The sequence below is a fragment of the Acinetobacter sp. ANC 5414 genome (genome assembly GCF_013004295.1).
Taxonomy (GTDB): domain Bacteria; phylum Pseudomonadota; class Gammaproteobacteria; order Pseudomonadales; family Moraxellaceae; genus Acinetobacter.
Genome location: NZ_JABERM010000002.1, coordinates 33,271 through 50,026, shown reverse-complemented (window position 1 = coordinate 50,026; position 16,756 = coordinate 33,271). Strand labels below are relative to the sequence as shown.

General features: G+C 39.9%; 17 protein-coding genes and 1 pseudogene. 4 read left to right on the top strand and 14 right to left on the bottom strand.

The window, feature by feature from the left end:
• Nucleotides 1–20: 20 nt before the first annotated feature.
• From HLH18_RS02210 to HLH18_RS02200, 3 genes are all read right to left on the bottom strand, one after another.
• A complete protein-coding gene (locus tag HLH18_RS02210) occupies nt 21–719 on the bottom strand; it encodes a histidine phosphatase family protein (protein ID WP_171527926.1) in 699 nt (232 codons plus the stop codon).
• Nucleotides 716–1,843, bottom strand: a complete 1,128-nt coding sequence (locus HLH18_RS02205; RefSeq protein ID WP_171545649.1) for a phosphotransferase family protein — start codon at nt 1,841–1,843, stop codon at nt 716–718. The genes HLH18_RS02210 and HLH18_RS02205 overlap by 4 nt, the downstream gene beginning before the upstream one ends.
• Before the next feature lie 129 nt (nt 1,844–1,972).
• On the bottom strand, nt 1,973–3,211 hold the full coding sequence (locus HLH18_RS02200; RefSeq protein WP_171545648.1) for an acyl-CoA dehydrogenase family protein: 1,239 nt from the start codon (nt 3,209–3,211) through the stop codon (nt 1,973–1,975).
• 94 nt (nt 3,212–3,305) lie between these two features.
• On the opposite strand from HLH18_RS02200, the gene HLH18_RS02195 reads away from it, so the two are divergent.
• Together HLH18_RS02195 and HLH18_RS02190 are read left to right on the top strand one after the other, a co-directional pair.
• Entirely contained in the window at nt 3,306–4,235 is a 930-nt protein-coding gene (locus tag HLH18_RS02195) for a LysR family transcriptional regulator (protein ID WP_171545647.1), read from the top strand.
• A 216-nt stretch (nt 4,236–4,451) separates the two neighbouring features.
• Nucleotides 4,452–5,003: a thermonuclease family protein gene (locus HLH18_RS02190; protein WP_171545646.1), complete on the top strand. Its 552-nt coding sequence runs from the start codon at nt 4,452–4,454 to the stop codon at nt 5,001–5,003.
• A 39-nt stretch (nt 5,004–5,042) separates the two neighbouring features.
• Here the strand turns inward: HLH18_RS02190 and pdxR are convergent, their stop codons facing one another.
• From pdxR to HLH18_RS16305, 7 genes and pseudogenes are all read right to left on the bottom strand, one after another.
• Nucleotides 5,043–6,503 (bottom strand): MocR-like pyridoxine biosynthesis transcription factor PdxR, encoded by a 1,461-nt coding sequence (gene pdxR, locus HLH18_RS02185; RefSeq protein WP_171545645.1) that lies wholly within the window; start codon nt 6,501–6,503, stop codon nt 5,043–5,045.
• A gap of 107 nt (nt 6,504–6,610) precedes the next feature.
• The gene (locus tag HLH18_RS02180; protein WP_171545644.1) at nt 6,611–6,775 is read right to left on the bottom strand and encodes a cbb3-type cytochrome oxidase assembly protein; all 165 of its coding nucleotides are present in this window, start codon (nt 6,773–6,775) and stop codon (nt 6,611–6,613) included.
• Entirely contained in the window at nt 6,762–7,580 is an 819-nt protein-coding gene (locus HLH18_RS02175; protein ID WP_171545643.1) for a hypothetical protein, read from the bottom strand. The genes HLH18_RS02180 and HLH18_RS02175 overlap by 14 nt, the downstream gene beginning before the upstream one ends.
• 135 nt (nt 7,581–7,715) lie before the next feature.
• A complete protein-coding gene (locus HLH18_RS02170; RefSeq protein WP_086193303.1) occupies nt 7,716–7,826 on the bottom strand; it encodes a DUF2474 domain-containing protein in 111 nt (36 codons plus the stop codon).
• Nucleotides 7,827–7,835: 9 nt separating this feature from the next.
• Entirely contained in the window at nt 7,836–8,840 is a 1,005-nt protein-coding gene (gene cydB / locus HLH18_RS02165) for a cytochrome d ubiquinol oxidase subunit II (protein ID WP_171545642.1), read from the bottom strand.
• Nucleotides 8,837–10,276 (bottom strand): cytochrome ubiquinol oxidase subunit I, encoded by a 1,440-nt coding sequence (locus HLH18_RS02160; RefSeq protein WP_171545641.1) that lies wholly within the window; start codon nt 10,274–10,276, stop codon nt 8,837–8,839. The genes cydB and HLH18_RS02160 overlap by 4 nt, the downstream gene beginning before the upstream one ends.
• 263 nt (nt 10,277–10,539) lie before the next feature.
• A pseudogene (locus tag HLH18_RS16305) lies at nt 10,540–10,620 on the bottom strand (DUF2946 domain-containing protein); the annotation flags it as partial.
• A 377-nt stretch (nt 10,621–10,997) separates the two neighbouring features.
• Between HLH18_RS16305 and HLH18_RS02155 the strand changes: the two are divergent.
• A complete protein-coding gene (locus HLH18_RS02155) occupies nt 10,998–11,441 on the top strand; it encodes a MarR family winged helix-turn-helix transcriptional regulator (RefSeq protein WP_502708109.1) in 444 nt (147 codons plus the stop codon).
• A complete protein-coding gene (locus tag HLH18_RS02150) occupies nt 11,438–12,643 on the top strand; it encodes an MFS transporter (RefSeq protein ID WP_171545640.1) in 1,206 nt (401 codons plus the stop codon). Before HLH18_RS02155 ends, HLH18_RS02150 begins: the two co-directional genes overlap by 4 nt.
• A 114-nt stretch (nt 12,644–12,757) precedes the next feature.
• Here HLH18_RS02150 and HLH18_RS02145 read toward each other — a convergent pair whose 3' ends face one another.
• From HLH18_RS02145 to HLH18_RS02130, 4 genes are all read right to left on the bottom strand, one after another.
• Nucleotides 12,758–13,360, bottom strand: coding sequence for a nitroreductase family protein (locus tag HLH18_RS02145; RefSeq protein WP_171545639.1), 603 nt, complete (start codon nt 13,358–13,360; stop codon nt 12,758–12,760).
• A gap of 281 nt (nt 13,361–13,641) precedes the next feature.
• The gene (locus HLH18_RS02140; RefSeq protein WP_171545638.1) at nt 13,642–14,133 is read right to left on the bottom strand and encodes a hypothetical protein; all 492 of its coding nucleotides are present in this window, start codon (nt 14,131–14,133) and stop codon (nt 13,642–13,644) included.
• Between the two features lie 101 nt (nt 14,134–14,234).
• The gene (gene fumC / locus HLH18_RS02135) at nt 14,235–15,629 is read right to left on the bottom strand and encodes a class II fumarate hydratase (RefSeq protein WP_171545697.1); all 1,395 of its coding nucleotides are present in this window, start codon (nt 15,627–15,629) and stop codon (nt 14,235–14,237) included.
• 119 nt (nt 15,630–15,748) lie between these two features.
• Nucleotides 15,749–16,756, bottom strand: a complete 1,008-nt coding sequence (locus HLH18_RS02130; RefSeq protein WP_171545637.1) for an SDR family NAD(P)-dependent oxidoreductase — start codon at nt 16,754–16,756, stop codon at nt 15,749–15,751.

Genomic DNA, 16,756 nt, shown 5'->3' with positions numbered 1-16,756 from the left:
TCCTTGTCTATTTTTTAATATCAAATCCATGTCAGTAATTGAGGATCTTCAGCTTTAATAAAATGATGTTCGTTTAAACTCAGTAATTGTGGCTCGTTTCCAACCAGACGTAATGTGGTCATACTGGTATTGGTAATCGCCCAGTTCAATGCAAAAGTACGATTTGGATTAAGCTCGAGTAATTTTCCTGCCGCCACTGAAATCACCCCACCCGAGGTAAATACCACGGCATAACGCGGTTTGGTTTTTGCCAATTCATCACATAAATTTTGTAGTGCCGTTTCTACCCGGCTTTTAAAATCTGGCCAGGATTCATCATATTCATGGTGATAGTCACCACCGGTCCAGCGCTCAATGGCACCTTCAAAAATTTTGGCTAAATACGCCCGTGGATTGACTTCATTTTCGACATCCTGTTTTAACAAATGCGGTTCATTAAAACGCGGTTCATATTGGGCAAAAACCTGTTGATGGTTGAACTCGTTCCATGCACTGTCGGTTTGAATTTCTGCCTCGGGAAAACATTCAGCCAAAGCAAGATTGGCAGTTTGTTGATGGCGCTGCATTGAACCGGCAACGACATAAGGTTCTTCTTTCAGAATTTGATTGAAATACTGACCCAATAATTTCGCCTGTAATTCGCCATTCGGTGAAAGTTTGTCATAACTTTCCGCACCAAATGAAGCCTGTCCATGACGAATCAGATAAATTGTGGTCATTTTACTTTTCCTAAAATTTCCTGAAGTTTTACTTTATATTTCTGTGCAATATCATTGGCTTCGAACTTCTGTTTACCAATTAGTTTTAAGGCACGAATATGTAAAGCATGAATGACGATCCAGAAATCCTTAAATGCGGGATTATTGGTTTGTTTATGGTGATAACGGTAATAAATTTGTTGCGCGATCACGGCTAAACGGAAAATGCCGAACACTTCATAGAAGGTCCAGTTTTCAGGCTGCAGACCCGTTTTTTCCAAATAATAATCGACCACTTCTTTACGGGTAAACATGCCTTTTAAATGAGTGGGCTGACGACGTGTCGCTTTAAAAATTTGATTGTCAGTCTCTTCCACCCAATATGCCAAAGCTGAACCCAAATCCATCAGTGGATCGCCCAAAGTTGCCATTTCCCAGTCCAGTACGCCAATGACCTGTGTGGGATGATTCGGATCTAAAATTACATTATCAAAACGCCAGTCATTGTGGATGATGCAGCTGGTCGAATCCGCAGGAATATTGTCTTTGAGCCAGTGACGTACATATTTAAATGAAGGTACATTGAAGGTTTTGGCTTTTTCATAACGTGCATCCCAACCTTCAACCTGACGACGACAATAGCCGTCGCCTTTACCCAGTTTTTCCAGCTCTGTCCCTTGATAAGGGACTTGATGCAGTTCAATCAACTTATCAATGACATTGATGCACAATTCGTGAACTTGAGCTTCGTTAAAATGCAGTTCTTTAGGTAAATTGGCCCGTGGAATAATGCCTTCTATCCGTTGCATGACATAGAAGTCACAACCAATCACGGATTCGTCCTGACACAATGCCACCATTTTAGGCAGTACAGGATAGAACGGTGCCAGATTTTTTTGCACATTGTATTCACGTGCCATGTCATGAGCTGATTTGGCTTTAGTACCTTTAGGCGGACGCCGTAGAATTAAATCAGCATTGTCGTATTTCAAACGGTAAGTCCAGTTTGAAGCTCCCCCTGAATATTGAGTGACTTCTACCTGACCCTGTAAATCAATCCCTTGTGCCTTTAACCAGTTTTCTACCGCGATTATGTCCAGTTCTTCGCCCGGACGAACATTTCCACTCACATCAATGACTGACATTGTTATTTTCCTAAATCTTCAATTTCAAAAGACTTCTTACACCATCTTATTTATACCTTTTTCATTTTCCATTGACAGGAAAATTTGTACAAAGTTGTAAGAAGTCTCATCTACAATATTTTTTAGATATTACTTGCGATGTGAACCGTAACCACGTTTTGCCAATTCAAGTTTGGCAATCATGCCTTTATGCACTTCATCGGGACCGTCGGCCAAACGCAGGCTACGTGCTTGAGCAAAGAAACCTGTCAATGGGGTATCACGTGAAACCCCTGCACCGCCGTGAATCTGGATCGCCATATCCACCACTTTCTCCAGCACACTTGGCGCAACCACTTTAATCGCAGAAATTTCAGTTAAAGCAGCCATATTACCTAAAGTATCCATTTTATAGGCGGCATACAAAGTTAAAAGACGTGCTTGATCTATGGCAACACGGGCTTCGGCAACACGTTCCAGATTACCGCCCAATTTTAAAATTTCTTTACCAAAAGCAGTTCGGCTCATGCCGCGGTCAATCATCAACTCTAATGATTTTTCTGCCGCGCCGATACAACGCATGCAATGATGAATACGTCCTGGCCCCAAACGACCTTGGGCAATTTCGAAACCTTGCCCTGCACCGCCAATAAAGTTGGCAACCGGAACACGCACATTATTGAAACTGATTTCGCCGTGACCATGTGGTGCATCATAATCACCAAAAACCGGCAACATCCGTTCTATTTTCACACCCGTAGTTTCTACAGGAACCAGAACCATGGAATGTTGATGATGACGGTCTTTACTTTCATCTGGCGTATGCGCCATAAAAATGATGATTTTTGCGTTTGGATCACCCAAACCTGACGACCACCATTTACGGCCATTTAAAACAATTTCATCACCTTCAATGACCGCCGTCGCCTGCATATTGGTTGCATCACTTGAAGCGACATCGGGTTCCGTCATACAAAAGACTGAACGAATTTTGCCTTCAAGTAAGGGCATTAACCACTGCTGTTTTTGTGCATCAGAACCATAACGCCACAACACTTCCATGTTGCCACTGTCAGGTGCATTACAGTTAAATACGGTGGGTGCAATTAAACTGCGGCCTGTCAGTTCGGCAATATGGGCATATTCCTGTACAGATAAACCTTGGCCTAAAACAGGATCAGGCAGGAACATGTTCCAAAGCCCAGCTGCTTTGGCTTTATTTTTAAGAACGTCTATTTGCGCTGGCCACTGCCATGTTGTCCAGTCACCACCTTGATTCAGCGTATGAACTTCATTCCAAAATTCAGTTTCAATCGGTTCAATTTCATTTTTTATAAAGGTTTTGGTACATTCTACAAAATCTTGTGCACGTGCTGATAATTCAAACATGCTAACTTCCCTCTAAATATTGTCATCACTGCTCTTTACAACACCTTATCTTGAAAACTACTATGAACAAAATGATTTAATTCAATACAACACTATGAATAGTATTCATAATAAAAGTACGATGGGTAGTACAGTTGATATGGCCATCTTCCACCGTATCGATATTAATTTATATCCACTTTTTATTGCGATTTATGAGCAAAGAAGTATTTCAAAAGCTGCTCAAATTTTATGTATCACCCAATCTGCTGCCAGCCATGCCTTACAACGGCTAAGACAGCATTTGCAGGATGATTTATTTGTCCGTGCAGGCAGCAAAATGTTACCCACACCCTTTGCTGAACAAATTTATCCGGTGATTAAAAATGCCTTGATTGCAATTCAAAGCATTTCAATCCAAAAACAAAATTTTGACCCGAGCATGGTGCAGACTTTAAAAATTGCAGTGCATGATGAAATCGAGCCGATTATTTTCCCTAAACTGGTGGAACATTTTCATCAACTCAATTTAGCGATCCAATTTTCCAGTATCAAGCTAGACCGTAAAAATGTCCTGACCGATCTTGCTACTCAGCAGATTGATTTTGTGATTGATTTAGAACAAAACTTTGGGGACAAAATTCAATTTGAAAAACTGGTGCAAGACCAATTTGTGGTGTGTACTCAACAGCAAAGCATGACCGAAGATATTTATTTGGCCTCACCGCATATTGGTGTTTCATCACGACGTACCGGGGTTTTGGTGGAAGATATTTATTTGAACCGAAAACAACTTTCCCGTCAGATTTTTTTACGCTGTCAGCACTATTTAACTGCCCTCCAAATTTTAAGCCAGCAGCCTCAAGCCATTCTTACTATTCCTAAAAATATACTGGTTCATTTACAATTGGCCGATGGTTTGAATATTTTTGATGTTCCTGTAGAACTTCCAAATATTGATTTGGGAATGTATTGGCATAGGGATTTGGAATTAAATTCACGGCATATTTTTTTGCGAAGCGAAATTTATAAAATTTTTGCTTAGGCTATTTTGTAGAGATTCATTTATTCTACTTAGGCTATTTATTAAGAAACAGATCATCTTTGATGGTTTATAAAATGCTTAGGCTATTTTATTACTACAAAATAAAACACTAAGTGTTTAGCTTTTAAGCCCTGCAAATAATGGCTTTAACCTACCATGCTCCATCTCCTAGCTGTATCGATATACGGCTAATTTTTAAGGATTTGGGTTATAACTTTGTTGCATCTCTCTACGACCTGGCAAATTGTGCTAGGGCTATTCGCTTTATGTATTTCCTATTATTTACTGCATAAAATTACCATTTACTTAAAGGATATATTTCGTCCGTTTAAAAAAGGTAAAAAATATTGGTGCCGTGTTAATGCAGTGAGCGACGGCGATACCCTCACCTGCTACCGTTTTAATATCAGACGTTCTGAAACCAAGTTACGCTTTGCTTATGTGGATGCACCTGAATCTAGTCAAAGCTATGGCAAGGAATCCCAGCGACTGGTCCAAAGTATGGTCAAAGATAAAATGGTTCGAGTGAAAATTACCGATATCGACCGTTATGGACGCTGTGTCGGTGTGGTCTATCGTTATCGTAAAAATATCAATGAAGAGATGGTCAAACGCGGTGCCGCTTGGGTCTATGAAGAATATATCAAGGATAAAAATCATCTGCACTATATGATGTCACTTCAAGACAAAGCCAAAAAACAGAAAAAAGGTTTATGGAAAAGTTCGCGTCCTGTACGTCCGAGTGTTTATCGTAAACAGAATAAATAACAGGATTAAATTTTTATTATAAAAAAATATCAGATGGCTTTATATCAGGCGCGCCAATTCATTGTGTATGAGTTGGCGGAGTTCTTTCATACACAGTTTAATTTCAGTATCGTTAAGTGAACTAAAACCCAGCACAAAACCATATTCACGATCATATTCATAAAACTGGCTTAGACGTGTAATTGCAATATTGTGTAGCTCTGCACCATTTACCAAAGCTTGTTCAAGGGTATTTGGAATCTCTGCTTTAAAATAACACGCAACCTGCATACTCGGATGATGCTGTTTCACAAAACAGAATTCAGATAAATAAAACTCAAAACAACGCATAAACGTTTGGTAGCGCTTTAAATAGAGCTGCTGCATCTGTCTTAAATATTCAGCGTAGTACCCGCGTTGCATAAAATTTCCAAGTAAAACCTGAAAATATTGAGACGGCGCACTGCCATCAATATAATTGCGATAGCGCTTAAAAGGCTCAATTAACGCTTTGGGTAAAATCAAATAAGAAAGTCTTAAACTCGGTAGAATATATTTACTGAAAGAACCCAGATAAATCGTTCTCTGGTAAGAGTCTAAACCTAAAATGGCGGTGTTTTGACTTTTATTCAGTAACAGTGAATCATAGTCATCTTCAAGAATATAACTATTATTTTTCTCTGCATATTCAATAATTTGTTCTTTGCGTGTTGCACTCATTTGAATGCCGCTGGGATACTGATTCGCCGGAGTCACATAAATTGCTTTTGCATCCTGAATATCGGCACAATCCTGTATTTTCAAACCTTCACGATCTAAACCAATACATTTTAAATCCAGATTCATATGCTTAAAAAGTTGATAGGCATTCGAATAATATGGATTTTCCATAATGATTTTATCATTCGAATTAAATAATACCCGTCCACAGAGATATAAAGCTTGCTGTGTGCTATTCACAATAAGCACTTGCTCTGCAGATATTTGGGTATTACGATTTAAATTAATGTGCTGAGCAATTTGCTGACACAATAAATCATCACCAGCTGCATTATCTTTTAAGAAAATATTTAATCCATATTGGCTTAGCGCATTTTTTTCAGTTTCGTACCATTTTTTAAACGGGAAATTACGTATTTCAGGCATGCCATCGGCAAAAAAATTCAGGTTTTGATCAAAAAATAGATTTTCTAATTGCTCGGTATTTTCTGGAAGTCGGTATTCAACTGCTTCAGATGCTAGCTGTTCTACTTTTAGGTGTGCCCTAATAAACGTACCTTTGCCTTTCATCCGTTGCAATATACCTTCTTGTTCTAATTGAGCATACACTTTTTCTACCGTGTCACGAGATATCCCTAGGTGTTCGGATAAAAACCGTGTGGATGGACATTTAAAATCGGACTGCAGGTTTAATTTCGGCAAGGTTGCTTTAATGGCTAAATATATTTTGGTTCTTAATTTATTTTCATTGGTCTGTGCAAAATTTTGGCTTAACAATTGGATAAATTCATTTTGTTTCATTACACAACCTGCACGCATCCAACTTATATTTATTTCACAATAATCAAAAATGCCTTATCGAAACAAGGCATTATTTTCAGAAGATCTTCATCCTGTGAGCGAAACATCTATTGATTCTGTACCTTGGCTGCTTCAGCCAGCTTCTTCTGATGTGAAGGCATATACTCTGGCTCATTGGTTACTGCCAGGAAGAAAAACCCAAGGAACATGCAGCCTAATAACAGGCTAATTCCGACCACTAAATATGGAAAAGGCTTTTTAGGTTCGTTCATTAGCATACCTCAATTTCGATTCAAGATTGTTTTTAAAGATGGTTTCGGTAAATTCACCAAAAACGGATAATTTTTCAAAAAGATGTTCGCTATACATCAAATCGTCAATCAAATGCGCTGCATCGTTTAATTTCATATGAAACTGGCGGCTGACTAAAGGTGCATTTTCCTGCGCGATGCTTTCACAGACTTGTGCCAATTCTGGTGTCTTTCTTTTCCAGAATAGTTTTTTAAAATCAATTTCTGGCAAATTAAACTGTTTATGAGCCAGTAAAATTTCATCTATCCGGACTTGGAATAAACTTTCTAGTTGTTGTTTTGTAGCCGGATTCAGTCCACTTTGCCCGATCATCGTCATATGCTGACATGCAGGATCAAGCAATGCTTTCGCTAAAGCATACATTCTAAATTCAGCCGCATTAAATTCTGTTGGCACCAAATCCAGACACAGATTCATTTCAGTAATCGATTGCTGATTTTCCAGTTCTAAAGCATCGAGACGGAAATAATGCGCATAGACCTGTTCCACAATATTTTGTCGTGGTGCGATATAAATCGTATTTTGATTCAAAACAGCATGAATAAAAGGTGTAAACAAATAACTTAGGCTATTTTCTAAAGTCGAACTTTGAATGATGTAATCATGGGATGATTGCTGCGCAGATCGAACCGCTAGGCTTTGCTGAAGAATGACATCAAATTCGTCAAGGGATTCAATTCCCAGTCGTTGCAAGATTTTTGTAGAATCAATTTGAGTAAATTCAAAAAAATCTAAAATAAATTGGAAGCTTAGGCTTCGCAGCATGATCGCCTCGGACAATACGCACTATAAAATGAATAAACATAATATAGAACTTAATCCGCAATAAAGTGGTCTGCTCTACAAGAACAAAGTGGTCTGTTTTTAGCAGACCACTTTTAAAGTAACTTTCTTTCGCTATTAAATATAGGCCAACTGAATTAAGAGCCGGAATGCCCCTGCCACCAGTGCCAAAGCAAAGAATCCACCTAGCCACAAAACAATAAACCACTGGGTTTGTGAGAGTTTCATATTCACTCCTTAATGATAGCCCTTATCGCCAATTCGGACTTTATCGCGGAATACCCAATAGGATAATCCTGTATAAATCAGAATAATCGGAATCAAAAGCAGTGCCCCAATTAAGGTAAATAACTGACTGCTTTGCGGTGCAGCTGCATCCCAAATCGTAACGGATGGCGGAATGATATAAGGCCACAAACTAATGAGAAATCCGGTATACGCCAAAAATACCAAAGCCAGAGTGTAGATGAATGGACTGAGTTCTTTACGTTGCTTGCAAGCGCGTAAAGCCAGAAAGGTAAACACCAAAACCAGAATCGGGACAGGACTAAAATAAGTGAGTTGCGGTTGACTGAACCAGCGTTCTGCAATTGCAGGATGCGCCAAAGGTGTATAGATACTGACGCCGCCAAAAATAATAAATAAGGCAATAATCATCTTCGGCATGAGCTGATACATTCTATTTTGCAAGTCTGCATCAGTTTTAAAGATCAGCCAGCCACAACCTAAAGTGGCATACAGTACCACTACACCAATACCCGTAAAGACTGAAAATGGTGTTAACCAGTCCAAACCACCACCGGTATAGATTCCATTGGTGGTTTTAATCCCTTGAATATATGCCCCCAGAATAATTCCCTGTAAAAATCCGGTTAAAATGGAACCGCCAATAAAGGCAATGTCCCAAAGATGTCGGTTACGTCTGGATTTAAAACGGAATTCGAAAGCCACGCCGCGGAAAATAAGTGCCACCACCATCAGAATGATGGGCAAATACAGCGCAGAAAGTACCGTCGAATACACCAAGGGAAATGCAGCAAATAAGCCTGCCCCACCCAATACCATCCAGGTTTCATTGCCATCCCATACGGGGGCAACAGTATTCATCATCACGTCACGTTCTTGTTGCCCTTTAAAGAAAGGAAACAAGATGCCGATGCCTAAGTCAAAACCATCCAGTACCACATAAATCAGTACACCAACCGCAATAATTACAATCCAGATAAAAGATAAATCAATCATTTGTCATTCTCCTGGTGATTATCGAGCGGTGGCCCATCCAGCTCTTCATCGGTACTGCCCAATGGACGATGCGAGGCTTGAATGACCTTTTCTTCACTGTGTGGTACTGAATGAACAAATTCCGGACCTTTATGCATGATTCGCAACATGTAATAAATGCCGATCCCAAAGACCACGCAATACACCACTACAAAAATAATCAGGGTTAATCCGACCTGTTCTGCCGATACCGGTGATAAAGCATCTTTAGTTCGCATCACACCATAAACCACCCAAGGCTGACGTCCCACCTCCGTCGTAAACCATCCAGCCAGCATTGCAATAAAACCGGAGGGTCCCATAATCAGTGCAAAACGGTGAAACCATGGACTTTCATAGAACCGGCCAGTTTTCCTAAGCCACAAACCGATTAGCGCTAATAACAGCATCAACACGCCCATACCGACCATGATCCGAAAGCTCCAAAACACGATGGTCGAATTTGGCCGATCTTCAGGTAAAAACTCTTTCAAGCCCTGAACTTTACCATTCATGGAATGGGTTAAAATCAGGCTTCCCACGTTTGGAATACCAATCGCATATTTGGTTTCTTCTGCCTGCATATCTGGAATACCAAATAAATACAGAGGCATGCCTTCATTATGATTGGTTTCCCAGTGCCCTTCTATTGCAGCGATTTTTGCCGGTTGATACTTTAAGGTATTGATCCCATGCATATCTCCAATCAGAACCTGCAAAGGTGTAAGAACCAATATCATCCATAAAGCCATGGAAAAAGAGGTTTTGACCAATGCATCACGGCGACCTTTAAGCAAATGCCACGCTGCTGTGCTGGCGACCAGCAAGGCCGATACCAAGAATGCAGCCATTGCCATATGCGCCAAGCGATATGGAAAAGAGGGATTAAACACAATGGCAAGCCAGTCTTGTGGAACGATAATGCCATTTTCAATGCTGAAACCTTGGGGTGTCTGCATCCAGCTATTGGACGATAAAATCCAGAACATGGAAATACAGGTTCCCACTGCTACCATGACTGTCGCAAAGAAATGGGCCTTGGGACCAACACGCCCCCAGCCAAACAGCATAATGCCCAGAAATCCGGCTTCCAAGAAGAAGGCACTCAGCACTTCATAAGCCAAAAGTGGCCCAGTTACACTGCCTGAAACCCGGGAAAATTCACTCCAGTTGGTTCCGAACTGGTAACTCATGACCACGCCAGAGACCACGCCCATACCAAAGGCAATGGCAAATATTTTGACCCAAAACTTAAACAGGTCCTGATATACCGGATTTTGAGTTCTAAGCCAGCGCCACTCTAAAACGGCAAGGAAGCTCGCTAGACCAATCGAAATTGCAGGGAAAATAATATGAAACGATACGGTGAAAGCAAATTGAATTCGTGCCAGTTCAAGTGCGGTTAATCCTAGATTCATAACATCACCTTTTTAAATTCGTTAATGTGGTGATTGAGTACGCAGATACACAGTCGCGCTATTTTGTTGTTTTGACCTGTTTCAGGATACCCTCGAAACTTCATTGAAGTATGTTGATTTATTATTTCACCATCATTTAAAAAAACTAAAATTTGGGCAAAAGCTGTCTGTTTCCTCGCATGTGAAGGAAAGAAATGAATATTCATACTGATCTCGATAAAATGGTTGGTCAGTTGCACGTCAAAAACATGGAATGCAATTTTTTATAGAGATAAAGGCGGAGCTCGACCCTGCGGCATTAAAAATAGTCGGTGCAGCTCGAAATAAACGTGTTTAAAAGTCTGTACTAATAAGGAGACAGGTAACTGAATTGGAGCTATCACTATTTGAATAGCAAAATTAGAGGTCTCAACCAAGTCAACATAGACCTTACAATACTGACGTAGCAACCCACGACGTAGAAACAAAATTCAATCCCAAACATATATGCACTGGACGATTCACTAGAAAGTGTTTGAACCTATACTTTAAATTCCAAGCACTTCAATACACTCTCCCCTTTACTCACTACAGTTTATAAAGAAGCATTTTGAAAGTGGTCTGAATTCATTTATGTGATGAGTCTTTTTTTGCTTATAAATCCTGCTTTCAGCTTGCTTAATACTTGAACAACCGTTTAAAGAGGCGTAAAGTTTAATTAATTTAGTTACCCTAGCTAACTATTATGTCTCCCCAACTTAAATTCCGTGCTTCATTATTGCGCTGCGCGCGTCTAATGAGTGATGAAATCAATACCATTTTATTGCCCCATCAATTGAACTATTCCTTATGGCAAGTACTGTATGTGATTCAGTTAAAACAGGGCTGTACCTCTATCGACATTGCGGAATATCTGAATGTCTCCAAGCCCTCCATTGCCAAACGTATTCATGCCCTGATGCGACTAGAAGTGCTTGAACAAGTGGATACTGAAGATAAACGGCAAAAGAAACTGATCCTGAGTGCAAAAGGTGTAGAAGTTTTTCAAATTTGCTCTGAAAAAATGGATGTGTTTGAACAACAACTGCTATTGCCACTGGATCAGAATTCTAAAACTTGCACATTAGACACCCTTCATACACTTATGGAACATCTGCAAGAGCTTAAAACAGGTACCCAGTCATGAATGAAAATGCTCCCTTATGGTCAAGAAATTTTATTCTTGTCAGTTCGATTAACTTTCAGCTGGTCCTGACCTTTTATCTGCTTGTCGTGGTTATTGTCGGTTATGCCGTCGCTGAACTCGGTGCAACCACGGCACAAGCAGGTCTAGTCTCGGGTTTATTTATTGTCGGTACGTTGATTGGCCGTTTGTTTGTCGGTAAATTTCTGGAACGCTTTGGACGTAAAACCACACTTATTGTCGGTTTAACCGGCTTCCTGATCTTTTCTGGCTTCTACTTCATGAAGTTTGATGTCGGCATGCTGTTACTTGTGCGATTTATGCATGGTTTTATGATGGGTATGGCCTCCACTGTTTTAGGCACCATTATTGCGCAGATATTACCGCCAACTCGTCGCGGTGAAGGCATTGGTTACTACAGCATGAGTAGTACTTTGGGAACGGCGATTGGTCCTTTCCTCGCCATATGGATGATGCTGCACATTGGTTATGATGCCATTTTTATTGTTTCAAGCATTATCGCGGTGAGCTGTCTGGTAGTTGCTTTTCTGATTCAAGTACCTAATCTTCCACAACAAAACAACCCACTGGATCTTTCTGTACCTGTTGAAAAACCCAACTGGATTTCCCAATTTATTGAACATAAAGCACTGCCGATTTCCTTTATTATGTTATTGGCTTCCATTTGCTATTCAGGTGTGTTGTCCTTCATCAACTTTTATGCCAAAGAAATTGATCTGGTTGAAACAGCCTCTTTTTTCTTTTTGATGTATGCCATTGCCATCTTGATCTCACGTCCATTTACTGGCCCACTGATGGATCGTAAAGGTGAAAATATCATTATGTATCCTGCTTTTATCATTATGGCGATTGCCCTGGTTTTATTAAGTCAGGTACACAGTTCGCTCATGCTGTTGCTTTGCGCAGGCTTACTCGGTTTCGGTTATGGCAATATTCAGTCCGTTTGCCAAACTGTTGCGGTAAAAAGCGCCAGCATCGAACGTATGGGCTTTGCCACTTCGACCTTCTTTATTTTTCTGGATGCAGGTTTAGGCTTTGGTCCTTATTTCATTGGTCAGGCATTGGATTACATCGACTATTCACAACTGTATTTCTACAGTGCAATGTGTGTTTTAGCCTGTATCGTCATCTACTACCTATTGCATGGACGTAAAGTAGGTAAATGCCAACACGCCTCTGCTTAAAAACAAGCATCTAAAAAATAGCGATGATAGAAAGTTCCTTTACAAAGGCAGATTCAAAAAAAGAGAGGTCGAATTGACCTCTCTTTTTTATTTTCTTTCTTGTAAAACCAACAATTATTTAAAGACTTTAAAACGAACTGCATCATCCATGTAGCCTTTGTCTTTGGCTTCACCTTCTACTGAACCAAACACGAGCTGGGCACGCAGTTTCCAGCTTGCAGGAATATTCCATTCAGCATGCACTTGTTCATCCACAATCGGGTTGTAATGCTGAAGTGATGCACCTAAACCATCGGTATGTAACGCAGTCCAAGTCGCGAATTGTGCAATCGCTGTTGAATGTTCTGCCCAAACCGGGAAGTTATCAGCATAAGATGGGAACTGCTCTTGCAAGCCCTTAATCACATCCATATCTTCAAAAAATAAAACCGTCCCGACACCTGCAGCAAAACTATCCATTTTGGCACTGGTTTTTGTAGCAGCTTCTTCATCTGTTGCATAAGACTTGAGTTTTTCTTTCACAAAGCCCCAAAATTTTTCGTGCTCGTCATTAAATAAAATTACGGCACGTGAAGATTGCGAGTTAAAAGATGACGGACTTTGCTTAATTGCATGTTGAATCAATTCAGTTAAATATTCTGGGCTTTGCTCTACATTTTTACCCACTGCATAAATGGTACGGCGTTTATTAATTAAATCTAAAAACTGATTCGACATTGAATGAAATCCTTTGATATTTCCTCGGGAAGATTTGAAACAATCTGCTTACACTGTTAAGAAAATGTGAAATATCAAATTTTATAACCATGCAGATGCAAATTTGTTGCTGTCCTACCATATGCAATAATAATTCCAATATCTAGTACATTTTATTGATAATTAAATCTTTAATTTTTTATATAGAATCTTGTCTACAATTTAGACTTACCTTTCACAAACTATGCAGCCATAAAAAATCCCCCAATATTTGGAGGATTGTTATTACGTTTTAGGGTGTTTTAGAATTTAGCATTCAAGACACTTTGCGATACCTTATGCTTCCAGATATCACGTAAGGTTGGCAAATAGAATTTTTCACCAATTTCAACCAGTTCAGCATCAATCAATGCATGAATTTCATGCATAAATAAATAATCCAGTTCAACTGTTTTTAGTGTCTTTTGGGTTTTAGCAAACTCTTTACGTTTTTGTTGTGCAGTTTTGACCAATTGATCGGCATAGTTCTTATTTTTAAATTGGCTAATCGCATTTAAACGTAATTCAATTACTCCCCAGCCACTTAACAGTAATTTGAACAACTCAAAATCTTTTGTGGTCGATTCCCAGGTCATTTCATCCAAATTTTCGTCGTTAGGAAGCACTGGAAGAAGCAGTTCCATAACACTCGGAAAAATCTTTTTAAAATTCAAAATAAATTTAACAGGATGCTCACCCGGATAATCCTTAAATTTCACCTTTTTCTGAACATCTGTTAAATAAACATCAAGCATAATCAATCATCAGCAGTTAATTTCTCGCTATATTGTACGCATATATGCCTCAGATAAAAACCACTGATGATCAATAGATCAGTGTTCAAGCCTTTAGATGCTTATTTCACGTTAGCTGAAACCATATTTTCAGGGATCACCACAGCATCAAACTGTTCTGCTGTCACCAAGTTCAATTCAACCGCTACCTGTTTTAAAGTCTTGCCTTCTTTATATGCAGTTTTTGCTACTTTCGCGGCATTTTCATAACCGATCACCGGATTTAAAGCGGTGACCAACATGAGCGAGTTATGCAGGAAATAATCAATTTTTTCCCGGTTTGGTTCAATACCGACTGCGCAATGATCATTAAAACTATTACATGCATCACCCAGTAATTGAATCGATTGCAATAAGTTAAATGCAATCACTGGCATAAATACGTTCAGCTCAAAGTTACCCGAAGCTCCAGCGACATTAATTGTCGTGTCATTACCCAATACTTGAGCGACGACCATGGTCATGGCTTCACTTTGGGTCGGATTCACCTTGCCTGGCATAATGCTTGAGCCGGGTTCATTTTCAGGAATGCGAATTTCACCAAAACCACAACGCGGACCACTTGCTAACCAGCGAATATCATTGGCAATTTTATTTAGACTGGCTGCCAATGTTTTCAAAGCACCCGATGCAAATACCGCAGCGTCACGCCCTGCCAAAGCTTCAAACTTGTTCGGTGCAGTGACAAAAGGTAAATCGGTTAAGCTTGCCAATTGTGCCGCTGCTTTTACGGCGTAATCAGGATGTGCATTTAAGCCAGTTCCGACTGCCGTACCGCCTAAAGGTAATTCATATAAGCCCAATAAAGCATAGTGTAAACGTTTTAAGGCATGATCGAGCTGCGCCACATAACCACTAAATTCTTGCCCCAACGTTAACGGCGTTGCATCTTGTAAATGTGTACGTCCAATTTTCACAATGTCCGAAAACTCTTTCGACTTTTCATCTAATGTATCGCGTAAACGTTGTACTGCTGGAATGAGCAGTTCATTGATCTGCAAGCTTGCTGCGACATGAATAGCCGTTGGAAAAGAGTCATTGGTCGATTGTGCACGGTTCACATGATCATTCGGGTGTACTGGCTTTTGCGAACCTAACGGATTGCCCAATTTTTGATTGGCAATATTGGCAATGACTTCATTACAGTTCATGTTGCTTTGTGTACCTGAACCTGTTTGCCACACGACCAATGGAAATTGTGCATCCCATTTCCCAGCAATCACTTCTTCCGCTGCATTGACAATATAGTGTGACAATTCATGCGGAATTTGATTTAACTCGGCATTGGTGATAGCTGCCGCTTTTTTTACCAGACCCATGGCCCGAATCATGAATCGGGGTAAGCGTTCTTGCCCTATTTTAAAGTTTTGCAAACTACGCTGTGTTTGCGCACCCCACATTGCTTCACTCGGAACTTCAACATCGCCCATGGTGTCGTGTTCAATACGTGTCTGCATCATCAACCTCATTTCCATGTAGTTTTATAACTTTCGCCAATTCAACTGTTTTGACATATTTAATGATCTTAATCAAACATTTTACAATTATAAATGATTATTATTTACATATATTTTCTTTAACGTCCTTTTAAGGTTTGCTGATAAAAGCGCCAGGAATCTTCTATGATTTGGGTAATCGTGCGTTTAGGCTGCCATTTTAAAATTTCATGTGCTTTCCCTGCAGTTGCCCCAACCTGGTCTAATTCAGCATAGGCATAAAATGGTGCATCTATGGTTTTAATTTCGCTCTTGGTGACTTTGGCAACTTCACTCAACAAAGCACGAATGGACATATTCTGCCCTGAAATATTAAAAGCATCACAGGTATAGGGCTGAGTTCTGAGCCACTGTAAAGTCGCTATAATCGCATCACAGCAATCCAGCACATGTAAAAAGCTGCGTTCAACGGTGCGGTCTAAGGTCTGAGCTTGCTGACGTAACTCGATATAGTCTCGTTGCTTGGCTGCCGCTTGCAATGCCAAGGGAATAATATTTTTAGGCAAGGGTGCAACAAACTCGCCTAAAACAGCATGTTCAAATGCACCCGAAATATTACTTAATCTCAAGATCGCAATTTTCCATTCACTGTCTGTGAGTGCAGTATCTCTTATGATTTCTTCTGCCATTTGTTGCGACTTGATATAAGGATTCGGATAAGAATAGTTAAAAGGTGTATCTTCTGACAGGGTCGAACTCGACTGTCCATACACGGCCAAACTGGATAAATGGATTAAGGTTCTGACTCCAGTGCGCTGCATGGCACGCAGCAAACTCATAATGCAACTGACATTATCGTTATAGTATTCCAGCGGCTTAAGTGCTGATTCTTCAATTGATTTAAAGCCTGCGGCATGAATGACCGCTTCTACAGAATATTGTTCAAAAACTTTGTTTAAAGCCGGTGTATTGCGAATATCAATTTTGACAAATGGCACATACATGCCTGAAATATATTCAAGTCGTTCTAATGTTTGTAAACTTGCATTGGATAAATTATCGACAATAATGACTTCTTGCCCATGCGCCATCAGGCTTAAAGCAATATGGGAACCTATAAAGCCTAAACCACCAGTCACTAAAATCAT